The following is a 13,281-nucleotide window of genomic DNA, read 5'->3' as shown; positions in this document are numbered from 1 at the left end:
TGGTTATCCACCACCATGCCGAGCCACTGATATTTGCCCGGCCCGATCTTGCGCCCGAAAATCGGCGTCAGGATCGCCATGCCGAAACCGCCGAAGAAGATCAGGCACCAGAAGGCGATGAAGACGACGAAAACCCAGTCGACATCGTCGGAACTCGACTGCACATTGCGTTTGGCCCGCGCTTCAAGCTCGGCCGCATCGCCGGAAAGCACAGACAGAATGCCGTCCACGCCCTGCACGATGCCGTTCGAATAATTGCCGGTGCGAAATTCGGGAATGATGGTGCCATTGATGATGACGCTTGAAAGCGCATCGGTCATGACGCCTTCAAGACCATAGCCGACCTCGATGCGCACCTTGCGGTCATTGGGCGCGACCACCAGCAAAATGCCGTTGTTTTCCTGTTTCTGCCCCAGCGCCCAGGCGCGGAACAGACGGTTGGAATAGGTTTCGATGTCTTCGCCATTGAGGCTTGGCACCGTCACCACGACCACCTGATCCGATGACTTCGCTTCAAAATCGGCAAGCTTCTGGGTCAGTTGCTGGCGCTCTGCCGGATCGATGATCCCCGCCGCATCCACCACGCGCCCTGTCAGGGCCTGCGTCGGCTTCGGCGCGTCCTGCGCCAGCGCATTGTTCAGCGTCAGAACGCTCGAAAAAATCAGGAAAGCGAGCGCAAGCAAATGTCGCAGCCAGCCCAGCCAGCCCCCTAGCCAGCCCCCCAGCCGGCCAAGACCGCGACGATCACGCAGGAGTGCCGCACCCACCATAAATCACGCCGTCAGTTGAAGTTGACTTTGGGCGCGGCCTGGCTGCCCGCATCGGCGCTGAAGCTCTGCATGGGCTGTGCATCGCGATACCAGATCCAGGTCCAGATCATGGTCGGCATGGTACGCAGCGACGTGTTGTAGACGCGAACCGCCTCGATATAGTCGCGACGCGCGACGGCGATACGGTTTTCGGTACCTTCAAGCTGCGACTGCAAGGCCAGGAAATTCTGGTTGGCTTTCAGGTCGGGATATTTTTCCACCACGACCATCAGGCGCGACAGCGCGCTTGTCAGATTGGCCTGATTATCCTGAAACTGCTTGAAGAGTTCGGGATTGTTGAGCGTTTCGGGCGTGATCTGCACCTGCGTCGCCTTGGCGCGCGCCTCGATCACGGCTTGCAGGGTTTCCTTTTCGTGGGCGGCATAGCCCTTCACGGTCTCGACCAGATTGGGCACGAGATCGGCGCGGCGCTGATACTGGTTCTGCACCTCGCCCCAGGCGGCTTTTGCCTTTTCCTCATTGGTGGGGATCGTGTTGAAACCGCAGGCTGACAGCAGCGGAACCAGAACGATGAGACCAAGAGCGATGAAAATACGGCGAAAAGAGAAAGAAGTGGCAACCGTCGCAGCCGACATGGACTTCTCCTGAAAAGAGCGCTTTGCCAAGCGCCGGGGAAACAAATTCATCACCCGCCTATGCGTGTTCACGCAAATGCGGGCCGTCAAATCAATAAGATAAGCGATTTTGGCGGCGCGTCCAGCCTATTCAAAATGACTGGTTAAAAAGAAAAAGCGGCGGATTGCGCCGCCGCTTTGTCAAAACGCAAAACTGCGCGAAGATTATTCGCTTGCAGCTTCTTCAGCCGGAGCGGCAGCGGCTTCTGCGGCGGCTGCGGCAGCTTCTGCGGCCTTTGCAGCGGCTTCTTCTTCAGCCTGCTTGGCCATGGCCAGGCGTTCCTGGGCCTTCTTGCCCGGCTCGCCCTTGTTCGGGTTGCTGCGGGCCGGACGCTTTGCAAGGCCGGCCTGGTCGAGGAAGCGCAAAACGCGGTCGGTCGGCTGTGCGCCCTGTGCAATCCAATGCTGGATGCGGTCGGCGTCGAGCTTCACGCGTTCAGCGTCCTTGGCCAGCATCGGGTTCCATGCGCCAACGGTTTCGATGAAGCGGCCGTCACGCGGGCTGCGGACGTCGGCAACGACGATGTGGTAGTAAGGACGCTTCTTGGAGCCAGCGCGGGCCAGACGAATCTTCAGAGACATTTTTTCTTCCTCGTGTTTAATGGTACCCTGAGTTGGTAGCTCAGAGCCTCTGGTCGGTAGCCAGAGGAAAAGGGTTAGTCGTTTGTGTTTCCACCGTGGTTTGCGGCGGCATGCTCATGGTGCCGAATGACTTCCTTCACGATGAAGTTCAGGAATTTTTCGGCGAAATCGGGATCGAGATGGGCATCGACGGCAAGCGCGCGCAGACGCTCCACCTGACGCTTTTCACGGGCCGGATCGGCCGGTGCGAGGCCGCGTTCGGCCTTGAGAACGCCGACAGCCTTGGTGCAGCGAAAACGCTCGGCCAGCATATGGATCAGCGCCGCATCGATATTGTCGATGGAGGCGCGCAATGCCAGAAGTTCAGCCGGTGCAGTGTTCTGTTCGTCGCTCATGATGCTCACTTCTTCTTCGGCAGGCCCGGAAGACCGCCGCCAAGACCGGGAAGCTTCGGCCCGCCCAGACCGGGCAAACCGCCCGGAAGGCCGCCGCCGGGAAGGCCCGGCAAGCCGCCGCCTTTCGTCAGGCCCGCGGCTTCCGCCTGCTTGGCCAGCGCTTCAAGCTGCTTGGGGTCCATTTTGGAGAGATCGGGCATGCCCATTCCTCCGCCCAGACCACCCAGCCCCATCTTGTTGGCAAGGCCGCCCATCATCTGCTTCATCATTCCGCCCTTGCCCTTGCCCATGACTTTCATCATGTCGGCCATCTGGCGATGCATCTTGAGAAGCTTGTTGATGTCGGCGGCAGTCGTGCCGGAACCCTTGGCGATGCGCTGCTTGCGGCTGTGCTTGAGAATGTCGGGATTGGCGCGCTCGGCCCTGGTCATGGAACCGATGATGGCAAGCTGGCGGTCGAACACCTTGTCGTCGAGACCGGCGGCCGCCACCTTGTCCTTCATCCCGCCCATGCCGGGCATCATGCCCATGATGCCGCCCATGCCGCCGAGCTTCTTCATCTGGCCCAGCTGTTCGGCAAGATCGTTGAGATCGAACTTGCCCGACTGCATCTTCCTGGCCATCGCCGCGGCTTTTTCCGCATCGATGGTTTCAGCAGCCTTTTCGACCAGCGAAACAATGTCGCCCATGCCGAGAATACGGTCGGCGATGCGCTTGGGATAGAATTCCTCCAGCGCATCCATTTTTTCGCCGGTGGCGATCAGCTTGATCGGCTTGCCGGTGATGGCGCGCATGGAAAGGGCCGCGCCGCCGCGTCCGTCGCCGTCCATACGGGTCAGAACGATGCCGGTAATGCCGACGCGCTCGTCGAAATTGCGCGCCAGATTGACCGCATCCTGACCGGTCAGGCTGTCGGCGACGAGCAGGATTTCATGCGGATTGGCGGCCTTGCGGATATCCGCCATTTCCACCATCAGCGGCTCATCGATATGCGTGCGGCCTGCGGTATCGAGAATGACGACATCATGCGCGCCAAGCTTTGCCGCCTGCACGGCGCGTCTTGCGATTTCCACCGGCGACTGGCCCGCAATGATGGGCAGCGTGTCCACGCCGGTCTGGATGCCAAGCTGGCGAAGCTGTTCCTGCGCTGCCGGGCGGCGCGTATCGAGCGAGGCCATCAGCACGCGTCTGCGCTGGCGTTCGGTCAGGCGCTTGGCGATCTTGCCGGTGGTGGTCGTCTTGCCCGAGCCCTGCAAGCCCACCATCATGATGACGACGGGTGCGGGCGCATTCAGGTCAATCGCAACGCCTTCGGTGCCAAGCATCTCGACAAGCTCGTCATGGACGATCTTGACGACCATCTGGCCGGGCTTGATGCTTTTCAGGATTTCCGCGCCGACAGCCTTCTCACGAACGCGGTCGGTGAAGGAGCGAACCACTTCCAGCGAAACATCGGCCTCGATCAGCGCACGGCGCACTTCGCGCAGCGCTGCGGTCACGTCGGCTTCGGAAAGAGCGCCGCGTCCGGTCAGGCCGTTCAGGATGGAGCCAAGGCGCTCCTGAAGTGATTCAAACATTGCGTTTCCTTTAAATCCGGGAAGAGGCTTATGCTTCGTCCGGGATAAATCGTCCCGCGCATCTGCCAGTTCAAGAAGCAACCAAAGCGATACAGCACCCGAGGGCGCATCGCGCTGTCGGATGTGGACCTCCGGGATCGCTTTATACCATGATGGGTCCCGGTCGGTGGCTCGCGTTCTGAAGATCGCGGATAGATTGGAGCAGGCTTTAAGGCGATCGGCCCGCAATGTCAAGCAAAAGGCCGCAAACAGACCGAAACCGGCCCCGTTTTTTGGTCGGGGCCGGTTTCCTTTCACATTTTTATTCCAGAACCTTTTCGAGCCGCAAGCGTTAAACGGTCTGCGTTCGAAAACACTTCAAGAACAAATAGATAGATCGGTTCCAAGGATACCGCTGAAACGGAAACCGCTCTATTGTGCCGCCGCACCGGAAAGCGGATCGCCGATGCCCAGCACATAAAAGCCGATCATCAGCAGCGTGCCCGCCAGAACCACATAATAGATGGTGGGAATGATGGTCATGCGCAGGGTCGTGCCTTCGCGTCCCAGCAATCCGACCGTGGCTGATGCGGCCACGACATTGTGGATGGCGATCATGTTGCCCGCTGCGGCGCCGACCGACTGACCGGCCACCATCAGCGCACCGGAAACGCCGAGCCCTTCGGCCACGCCATACTGGAACTGGCTGAGCATGAGGTTCGACACCGTGTTGGACCCGGCAAGGAACGCGCCCAGCGCACCGACCGACGGCGCGAAGAACGGATAGACATTGCCGACTTCCGTAGCGACCCAGTCCGCGACCATCAGCGGCATGCTGACCAGATCCTTGCCGTTGACGCCGGAATTGATCATCACGCGCACCATCGGCACGGTGAACAGAAGCACGAAGCCCGCGCCCAGCAGCGTCTTTGTGCTTTCTCCGAACGCCTTGGCGAACTGTCCGCCATTCATGCGATGCAGGAAGAAGGTGATCACGCAGACGATGACCAGAAGGCCGCCCGGCAGGAAAAGCGGGCTGAAATCGCCGCCGATCCCGGTTTCACCCATGATGTCCTTGGCAACGAAGGTGATCGATTTCAGCGCATCGCCCACGGCCGGAACCGTGCGGCTGACCACCAGGAAGATCGCCAGAAGAATATAGGGCGTCCAGGCCAGGGCCAACGGAATCTTCTTCGCGGTGAGTTCATCGAGCTTGATCTGCACAGTGCCGATCCAGCCGGCGGGCCATTGCGAAGCCGGCGGAAAATCCCAGACATCCTTCGGCATGAGAAAGCCGCTGCGCGCCGCCATTGTCGCAAGCGCGAGGCCGACAAGGCCGCCGATCATGGACGGGAATTCAGCGCCGAGGAAAACCGCGCTCAGCACATAGGGTATGGTGAAGGAGAAGGCCGCCAGAAGCGCGAAGGGCAGAATGGCAAGACCTTCCGTCCATGAGCGGTTGCGCCCGAAGAAGCGGGTCATGATGACCACGAGGAACAGCGGCATGAACGTGCCGCAGATGGCATGCAGGATAGCCACTTCCGATGTGATGATGTGGAAGAACTGTTCCCAGCTCGACCCGACGCCCTGCAATTGCGCCGTCAGCGCTTCCCGGTTGAGACCGGACTGGACGCCGACGATGAGCGGCGTGCCCACAGCCCCGAACGATACCGGCGTGGACTGGATCATCAGGCCGAAGGTGACGGCTGCAAGGGCCGGAAACCCGACAGCCACCATCAGCGGCGCCACAACGGCGGCAGGCGTGCCGAAACCGGACGCGCCTTCGATGAACGAACCAAAAAGCCATGCAATCAGGAACACCTGGATGCGCCGGTCCGGGCTGATCTGGGCGAAGCCCGAGCGAATGGCCGAGATGCCGCCCGAATATTTGAGCGTGTTGAGCAGCAGGATCGCGCCGAAAATGATCCAGAGCAGACCGGCCGTCTGGATCAGGCCCTGAATGGTCGAGGCAATGACGCGGTTGCCGCTCATGCCCCAGATTGCCATGGCGATCGCCACGGTCAGCACATAAGTCACCGGCATCGCAATGCGGGCCTGGATACGAAATCCAACCAGCATCACACCGGCTACAAGAATTGGCAGAAAAGCGAATAACGCAAGAAAGCCGTTCGACATGTGGCGTCCTCCCCGTCAATGTCGTGAACGTTGAACCTTACTTATGATGGTAAAGTTAGTTTACCAGTACATTTGCAAGCAATAGATATGAATGCAACAGCTTCCAAGCGAAAAATTTGACACCCCCTTTGGGAGCCAACAAAAGCTTGCTGTTTTTGCGCAAAAATGCTTGTAACGCGGCATTTCACACAAGCCACTTCCCGCGTTGCCGTTGCCGCATGACATTTGGGGTAAGCAATGGCAAATTCGCGTTGAGGTCGAATCAACTCCGAAGGAGAAACGAATGGCATCGGTTGCCAAGGGCCGGTCTTTGACGGCAGCAGCAGTTCTTGCAATGGGCATGATGACGGGAACAGGCATTGCCGGGGCAGCCCAGTGCGGCAACAATGCCGCCGGTTACAATGCCTGGCTCCAGCAGACCCTGAAGGAAGCGGCCTCGCGCGGCGTTGGCAAGGCAGGCACCAATGCGCTGGCCAACACCAAATATGCGCAGGCCACCATCAATGCCGACCGCAACCAGAAGAGCTTCAAGCTCTCCTTCGAAGATTTCATGAAGAAGCGCGGCGCCGATACGATCATCAAGCGCGGCCGCGCGCAGAAGCAGCAGAACGCCGCTCTCTTCGCCGCGATCGAAAAGCGTTATGGCGTTCCCGCCGGTCCGCTGATCGCGATCTGGGGCATGGAAACCGGCTTCGGCTCCTATATGGGCAAGCAGCACACGCTGTCGGCTGTTGCGACGCTGGCCTATGATTGCCGCCGCAGCGATTATTTCACCGACCATCTCTATGCCGCGCTCAAGCTGATCGATATGGGCGATCTCAGCCCACAGGCCGTGGGCGCCATGCATGGTGAAGTCGGCCAGACCCAGTTCATGCCGGCAAACGTCCTCAAATATGGTGTCAGCGGTTCGGGCGGTGCCCATTTCGACCTGCGCAACAAGGCGGACGCGCTTCATTCAACCGCCAATTTCCTCGTCGGCCATGGCTGGCAGCGCGGTGCGGGCTACCAGCCGGGCGAGCCGAACTACGGCGCGATCCAGGGCTGGAATGCAGCACAGGTTTATCAGCGCGCCATCGCCGTGATGGGCAAGGCCATCGACGGCAAGTAAGGCCGAAATCGCAATTTCGCTTCGAAATTGCCACGGAAAAGCCGCAGGAAACACAATTTAGCCCCAAAGTTTGGGGCTATTTTTGCATCTTTTGCTGCGGTTTTTTGCGTTTTGGGAACAAAAACGTCAATTTCAGCTGTCCGAAACAAGGCAAAACGGCCCCTCTCGATCTGAAAGGAGCCGTTTCAGGACGCGTTGTTTTGAACGTTGGATCAGGCAGGATCGGGACGTTTGAAATCACCCGTCTGGTGATCCATCACCCACAATTCGCCGGTCGAAATATCGAACCATGCGCCATGCAGGGTGAGTTTGCCCTTCTTTTCCAGAATGTCGACGCAAGGGAATGTGCGCAGATTATTGATGGAATAGCGGATCGAGATGCGCTCCAGCGCGGTGTGGCGTTCGGCCTGCGTCATGAGCTGGTTGCCGCTGACGGCTTCGGCGGCAGGCGCGATCAGGCTCATCCATTTGCCGATGAAATCGCCCGGCGAAAGAGGCGCGCTTTCGGTGTCGAGCGCCGCCTTGATACCGCCGCAACGGCCATGGCCCATGACGACGATATTCTTCACCTTGAGGCTTTGGACCGCAAATTCCAGTGCGGCGGAAGCCGCATGATATTCGCCGTCGGGCTCGTAAGGCGGGATGAGATTGGCAACATTGCGCAGGACGAAGATTTCGCCCGGCGCCGTATTGAAGATGGTTTCGGGAGCCGCTCGCGAATCGCAACAAGCGATAACCAGCGTTTCCGGCGATTGCCCCTTGTCGGCCAAATGGCGATAACGTGAGGTTTCCTGGGCAAAATGCTCGCGCATGAAGGTTCGATAACCGGCGAGAAGTGAGTCTGGAAGATCAACCATATTTTTCCAATATCCCTATCGAAAACCGAGATCAATCGAAATAGATCGAGGTGTGTGCGTCCATTTGGACGCAGGCCCTCGCCTTTCAGGCCCGCAGGCCCTTGGTCGGGTGCATCAGCCGCCGCGTCTGCACCATGGCCATCGGCGTGGCGAGGCTCGACGCATCGGCCTCCAGCATCAGTTCGTCCGCCCCGCGCTTTGCCGAACGCGCCATGATCTCGAACACGGCCGCCGTGGTGCTTTGCAGCATCTTTTCTTCCGAAAGTCCGCAGAGCCGCCGCGCCAGAAACACCGCGGATGTCAGGTCGCCAAGGCCGTTGGTCGGGCCATCGACGCGGCGATGCTCGGCCATCAGCGCCATGGTCGGCGTGAGCAGGATATTGCCGATGCTGCCGCTCATCAGCGGGAAGGCCGATGTCACCAGCATGGTGGCCGGCCCCGCATCGAGCGCCGCTTCCATGAGCGCCGCATTGTCTTCCAGCGGCACGCCGGTCAGCCATGAAAGCTCGAACCTGTTGGGCGTCGCGATATCGGCAAGCGGCAGAAGCCTGTCGCGAATCCCCATGGCGGTGGCTTCGGGCACATAGAGCCCCTTTTCGTCCCCGATCACCGGATCGCAGAGATAGACGGCCTCGGGATTGTTCGCCTTGACGGTCTTGACCAGTTCGGCAACGGCTGCCGCCTGTTCGGGATGGCCGAGATAGCCGGTCAGGACGGCGCCCACTTCGCCAAGCCACGGCGCGCGCTGAAGATCCTGCATCAGGCGCGCGAACTCTTCCGCAGGCGGCACGATGCGCCCGGCCGGAGCGCCCGGAACTCCGTGGCCCGGATGCCATGGCAGCACCACCGTCGGCACGGCCCAGACGGGAAAACCCAGCGTTTCCAACGCGAAGACGGCGGCACGATTGCCGACCGAACCGCGCACGACATGGCTTGAGATGACAATAACGGTTGTCGCATCCGAAGGCGCAGGAAGCGTCATTTTATACCCGGCTTTGCATGAGATAGGAAATGAGCCAGACGATGATCGCCAGCGTGATGAGGAAGCCAAGCCCACGCCCGACGCGGGTGGCCCAAAGCTCGATGGGATCGTTTTCGGGCGCGTCGGCAGCGGAAAGATGCCGCGCGGTGCGGGAAACCCCGCGCCGGACAATGCCTTCGGCGCCGGTCTGCTCACGCTCCAGCCGCTCCAGGATGCGCCGCGCCTCTTCCTGGCGCTCACGCCCTGGCCCGCCGCCTTCTCCTATGCCCGCCTGCTGGCGCTCACCCATGCTGTGTCTGTCCTTTGCAATGACTCACGTTTCCAACACAGAAACAGGCACAGCATCACGCTCGGAGCGCGGTTCTGCAAGCAGTTTATTGCGGTCTTATGCAAGCTTCACGATCAACTTGCCGAAATTTCCGCCTTCGGGCGATGAGGTGACCGGAGGCGCTGTTCGAATAAAAAGAAAAATCCCGCCACGAGGGCGGGATTTCGCTTAGGCGACAGTAAAGCTTGTCCATCACCTCGTCCTTCGAGACGACGTCCTTCGACAAGCTCAGGACGTCTCCTCAGGATGAGGTGAAAAGCGCGATACTTACTTCATCGTCGGGATGACGAATTCCGCCCCGTCTTTAACCCCAGCCGCGCGCCCGCAGCGAAGCGAGGACGCGCAAACGTAAGGAATCGTCCGGGGTTACTTCATCGTCGGGATGACGAACTCCGCACCATCTTTCACGCCAGACGGCCAGCGCGCGGTGACGGTCTTGGTCTTGGTGTAGAAGCGGAAAGCATCCGGGCCGTGCTGGTTGAGATCGCCGAAGCCGGAAGCCTTCCAGCCGCCGAAGGTGTAGTAAGCAATCGGAACCGGGATCGGCACATTGATGCCGACCATGCCGACCTGCACGCGGCTGGCGAAATCGCGGGCCGCATCGCCGTCACGGGTGAAGATCGCAACGCCGTTGCCATATTCATGATCGTTCGGCAGGGCCAGCGCTTCCTCGTAATTCCTGGCGCGCACGACCGAGAGAACCGGGCCAAAGATTTCTTCCTTGTAGATGCGCATGTCCGGCGTCACATGATCGAACAGGCAGCCGCCCATGTAGAAACCGTCTTCATAGCCCTGCATCTTGAAGTTACGGCCATCGACGACCAGCTTCGCGCCTTCTTCAACGCCCAGATCGACATAGCCGCGCACGCGGTCGAGCGCCGCTTTGGTGACGAGCGGGCCGTAATCGGCGGAATTGTCGGTGGAGGTGCCGATCTTCAGCGCCTCGACGCGCGGGATCAGCTTTTCCATCAGGCGGTTGGCGGTGTCTTCACCGACCGGGACGGCAACCGAAATCGCCATGCAGCGCTCGCCAGCCGAACCGTAGCCCGCGCCGATCAGCGCATCGACGGTCTGGTCCATGTCGGCATCCGGCATGATGAGAAGATGGTTCTTCGCGCCGCCGAAGCACTGCACGCGCTTGCCGTTCGAGCAGCCGCGGCCATAGATATATTGCGCAATCGGCGTGGAGCCGACAAAGCCGATCGCCTGGACATCCGGATCGTCGAGCAGCGCATCGACCGATTCCTTGTCGCCGTTGACGACGTTGAAAATGCCTGCCGGAAGACCGGCTTCCATGAACAGTTCGGCAAGGCGCATCGGCACGCCCGGATCGCGTTCGGACGGCTTCAGGATGAAGGCATTGCCGCAGGCAATCGCCGGACCGGCCTTCCAGAGCGGGATCATGGCCGGGAAGTTGAACGGCGTGATGCCCGCCACAACGCCGAGCGGCTGGCGCATCGAATAGGTGTCGATGCCCGTGCCCGCATTGTCGGTGAACTCACCTTTCAGCATATGCGCCGCACCGAGGCAGACTTCCACCACTTCGAGGCCGCGCTGGATGTCGCCCTTGGCGTCGGCAATGGTCTTGCCGTGTTCGCGGGCCAGGAGTTCGGCCAGGCTGTCATATTCGGCCTCGACCAGTTCGATGAACTTGCGCAGGATGCGAACACGGCGCTGCGGGTTGGTCGCGGCCCAGGCCGGCTGTGCCGCCTTGGCGTTTTCGACCGCCGCGCGTACTTCTTCCTTGGTGGCGAGCGCCACCTTGCCCTGCACCGAGCCGTCGAGCGGCTGGAAGACGTCCGCCGTGCGGCCGCTCTTGCCTGCCACATGCTTGCCGCCGATGAAATGTCCGATATTGCGCATCGAAGAACCTCCCTGATGATCGCTTTGAAGAGCCTGCAAGCCCCCATCGTTGCCGCCATCTTGACTCTGCAAATTCATGATTGCAAGGCACGGAAAAGCGTATCCGTTGTGCAAATTTTATAGTAATAATGGCGCATCCTCATGCAGGGAACATCATGAACTGGGACGATATCCGCATCTTTCTCGCCGTTGCCCGCTCGGGCCAGATTCTGGGCGCGGCCAGGAGGCTCGGCCTCAACCACACCACCGTCGCCCGGCGGCTGACCGCGCTTGAAACCGCACTCTCCACCACGCTTTTGACACGCCGCACCAACGGATCGACGCTGACGCAGGCGGGCGAGGAATTTCTGCTTGCCGCCGAGCGCATGGAGGCGGAAATGCTTTCCGCCCGCTCGCATGTCGGCAATGCGGATATTGCCGTTTCCGGCACGGTGCGCATCGGCGCGCCGGACGGGTTCGGGGTCAATTTCCTGGCGCCCCGGCTGGCGCGGCTGACGCAGAAATATCCAGACCTCACCATCCAGCTTGTGCCGGTGCCGCGCTCATTCTCACTGTCGCGCCGCGAGGCGGATATCGCCATTACGGTCGAGCGCCCGGAACAAGGCCGGCTGATTGCGCGCAGGCTCGTCGATTATACGCTCTGTCTCTATGCGCATCGCAGCTATCTGGAGATGAATGGCACGCCGGAAAGCCCGGAGGACCTCAATCATCACCGGCTCATCGGCTATGTGGAAGATCTCGTCATCAACCCGTCGCTGGCCTATGCGCCGGAAATTTCCCGCGACTGGAAGCCGGCTTTCGAAGTGTCGAGCGCGCTTGGGCAGGTCGAGGCCGTGCGGGCCGGTGCGGGCATCGGCATATTGCACGCCTTCATCGCCCGCGCCGATCCTGATCTTGTGCCCGTCCTGCCGGATCGGGTTATCCGCCGCGCCTATTGGCTCGCCTATCATGAATCCGCCCGCACATTGCGGCGCGTGACAGCCGTTTCGGCCCTGATTTCGGAACTGGTGGAAAGCGAAAAATCGCTGTTCAGCTAAATCAATTAAGCCTCACATAGGCGATCATCACGCCCACAATCATCGCGGCGGGAACGAACAAGGCATCGAGGCCGATGAAAGCATGGCCAAAACCGCCGCCGACAGCGCCCAGCATCAGCGCCAGCCAGACAGCCGCATGTTGCAGCCAGCGCCATTTCGGCGTTTCGCCGCGCAGCGAACAGGCAAGATCGGCGGCGGCGTTGAACAGCGTGCCCGTCACATAGGTCACGCCGAGACGCGCGGCCCCGATGGGCTGCACCGCGGCATTCTGCGCGCCCATGGCCGCGGCAAGCAGCAGCACCGGCTGGATGAGCATCGCCCCCTCACGCCGCAGCATGCTGACCAACAGCAGGATCGCCACCACGCTCGCCATCACATAAAGGCTGCCCCAGCGGCCATAGGCCCGCACCGCAAGCGTGCCGAAGAAGGCGCCGGAAAAGAACAGCACGATCAGGATCGCGGGAAACCAGACCAGGACCAGACCCTGCGGGCCGGGCTGTCCGGCCAGCGCCGTGCCAAGCTGCGTGGTGTTGCCGCTCATGAAGGACGCGAAGAAACCGCCCAGCTGCAGGAAGGCGATCGCATCGACGAAACCGGCCGATGCGGTGAGAACAAGACCGAGCGACAGTTTGGAATTCGGTGTCATGGGATTGAACTTCGAAATGAAGCAACCCGGCTTGCGGGAAGCCGGGCCTGTTCAGAACAACAGCAAAAACTCAGGCGCGTTTTATGATGCGCAGGATAATCAGGAGAATGGCAGCACCGATAAAGGCGTTGACAATCGAGGCGATGATCCCGCCGCCGACGGAAAATCCAAGGCGCGGCAGCAGCCAGCCCGCAAAGAATGCGCCGATCACGCCGACGATGATATTGCCGATCAGGCCGAAACCGCCGCCCTGCACGACCTTGCCCGCCAGCCAGCCGGCAATTAGACCGACGAAAAGAAATACGAGAAGACTTCCAACATCCATGCGTTTTTCTCCCTCTCAGAAC

14 protein-coding genes are annotated in these 13,281 nt (G+C 60.5%); 2 read left to right on the top strand and 12 right to left on the bottom strand.

The features are described 5' to 3' along the window. The 6 genes from AVM02_RS11645 to AVM02_RS11620 form a co-directional block, all read right to left on the bottom strand. A partial coding sequence (locus AVM02_RS11645; RefSeq protein WP_411507126.1) for a TPM domain-containing protein occupies positions 1-770 on the bottom strand: 770 nt, incomplete at its 3' end. Between the two features lie 11 nt (positions 771-781). Next, positions 782-1,405 (bottom strand): LemA family protein, encoded by a 624-nt coding sequence (locus AVM02_RS11640; protein ID WP_411507125.1) that lies wholly within the window; start codon positions 1,403-1,405, stop codon positions 782-784. Between the two features lie 204 nt (positions 1,406-1,609). Beyond that, positions 1,610-2,026, bottom strand: a complete 417-nt coding sequence (gene rpsP, locus AVM02_RS11635) for a 30S ribosomal protein S16 (protein ID WP_411507124.1) — start codon at positions 2,024-2,026, stop codon at positions 1,610-1,612. 74 nt (positions 2,027-2,100) lie between these two features. Beyond that, positions 2,101-2,421, bottom strand: a complete 321-nt coding sequence (locus AVM02_RS11630; RefSeq protein ID WP_411507123.1) for a chorismate mutase — start codon at positions 2,419-2,421, stop codon at positions 2,101-2,103. Between the two features lie 5 nt (positions 2,422-2,426). After that, positions 2,427-3,998 carry a signal recognition particle protein gene (ffh, locus tag AVM02_RS11625; protein WP_411507122.1) on the bottom strand — a complete coding sequence of 524 codons (1,572 nt, stop codon included), beginning with the start codon at positions 3,996-3,998 and terminating at the stop codon, positions 2,427-2,429. Between the two features lie 411 nt (positions 3,999-4,409). Beyond that, positions 4,410-6,113: an L-lactate permease gene (locus AVM02_RS11620; RefSeq protein ID WP_411507121.1), complete on the bottom strand. Its 1,704-nt coding sequence runs from the start codon at positions 6,111-6,113 to the stop codon at positions 4,410-4,412. 283 nt (positions 6,114-6,396) lie between these two features. Between AVM02_RS11620 and AVM02_RS11615 the strand changes: the two genes are divergently transcribed. Continuing rightward, positions 6,397-7,221, top strand: coding sequence for a lytic murein transglycosylase (locus tag AVM02_RS11615; RefSeq protein WP_411507120.1), 825 nt, complete (start codon positions 6,397-6,399; stop codon positions 7,219-7,221). A 212-nt stretch (positions 7,222-7,433) separates the two neighbouring features. On the opposite strand, the gene AVM02_RS11610 is transcribed toward AVM02_RS11615, so the two are convergent. The 4 genes from AVM02_RS11610 to AVM02_RS11595 all read right to left on the bottom strand — a co-directional run bounded on the left by AVM02_RS11610 (position 7,434) and on the right by AVM02_RS11595 (position 11,251). Continuing rightward, positions 7,434-8,078 (bottom strand): carbonic anhydrase, encoded by a 645-nt coding sequence (locus AVM02_RS11610; protein ID WP_411507119.1) that lies wholly within the window; start codon positions 8,076-8,078, stop codon positions 7,434-7,436. A gap of 85 nt (positions 8,079-8,163) precedes the next feature. Beyond that, positions 8,164-9,060, bottom strand: coding sequence for a pyridoxal kinase PdxY (gene pdxY, locus AVM02_RS11605; protein WP_411507118.1), 897 nt, complete (start codon positions 9,058-9,060; stop codon positions 8,164-8,166). Between the two features lies 1 nt (position 9,061). After that, complete coding sequence (locus AVM02_RS11600) at positions 9,062-9,349, bottom strand: hypothetical protein (RefSeq protein WP_411507117.1); 288 nt, start codon at positions 9,347-9,349, stop codon at positions 9,062-9,064. 405 nt (positions 9,350-9,754) lie between these two features. Further along, positions 9,755-11,251: a CoA-acylating methylmalonate-semialdehyde dehydrogenase gene (locus AVM02_RS11595; RefSeq protein ID WP_411507116.1), complete on the bottom strand. Its 1,497-nt coding sequence runs from the start codon at positions 11,249-11,251 to the stop codon at positions 9,755-9,757. A 155-nt stretch (positions 11,252-11,406) separates the two neighbouring features. Between AVM02_RS11595 and AVM02_RS11590 the strand changes: the two genes are divergently transcribed. After that, positions 11,407-12,288, top strand: a complete 882-nt coding sequence (locus AVM02_RS11590; protein WP_411507115.1) for a LysR family transcriptional regulator — start codon at positions 11,407-11,409, stop codon at positions 12,286-12,288. 1 nt (position 12,289) lies between these two features. Here AVM02_RS11590 and AVM02_RS11585 read toward each other — a convergent pair whose 3' ends face one another. Further along, positions 12,290-12,934 (bottom strand): YoaK family protein, encoded by a 645-nt coding sequence (locus AVM02_RS11585; protein WP_411507114.1) that lies wholly within the window; start codon positions 12,932-12,934, stop codon positions 12,290-12,292. A gap of 70 nt (positions 12,935-13,004) precedes the next feature. Next, positions 13,005-13,259, bottom strand: a complete 255-nt coding sequence (locus tag AVM02_RS11580; RefSeq protein ID WP_411507113.1) for a GlsB/YeaQ/YmgE family stress response membrane protein — start codon at positions 13,257-13,259, stop codon at positions 13,005-13,007. Positions 13,260-13,281 lie beyond the last annotated feature (22 nt).

This window comes from Brucella anthropi, from assembly GCF_046630315.1.
GTDB lineage: Bacteria > Pseudomonadota > Alphaproteobacteria > Rhizobiales > Rhizobiaceae > Brucella > Brucella anthropi_A.
Note: the sequence above shows the minus strand (reverse complement) of the source record. Positions and strands in the feature narration are given on the sequence as shown.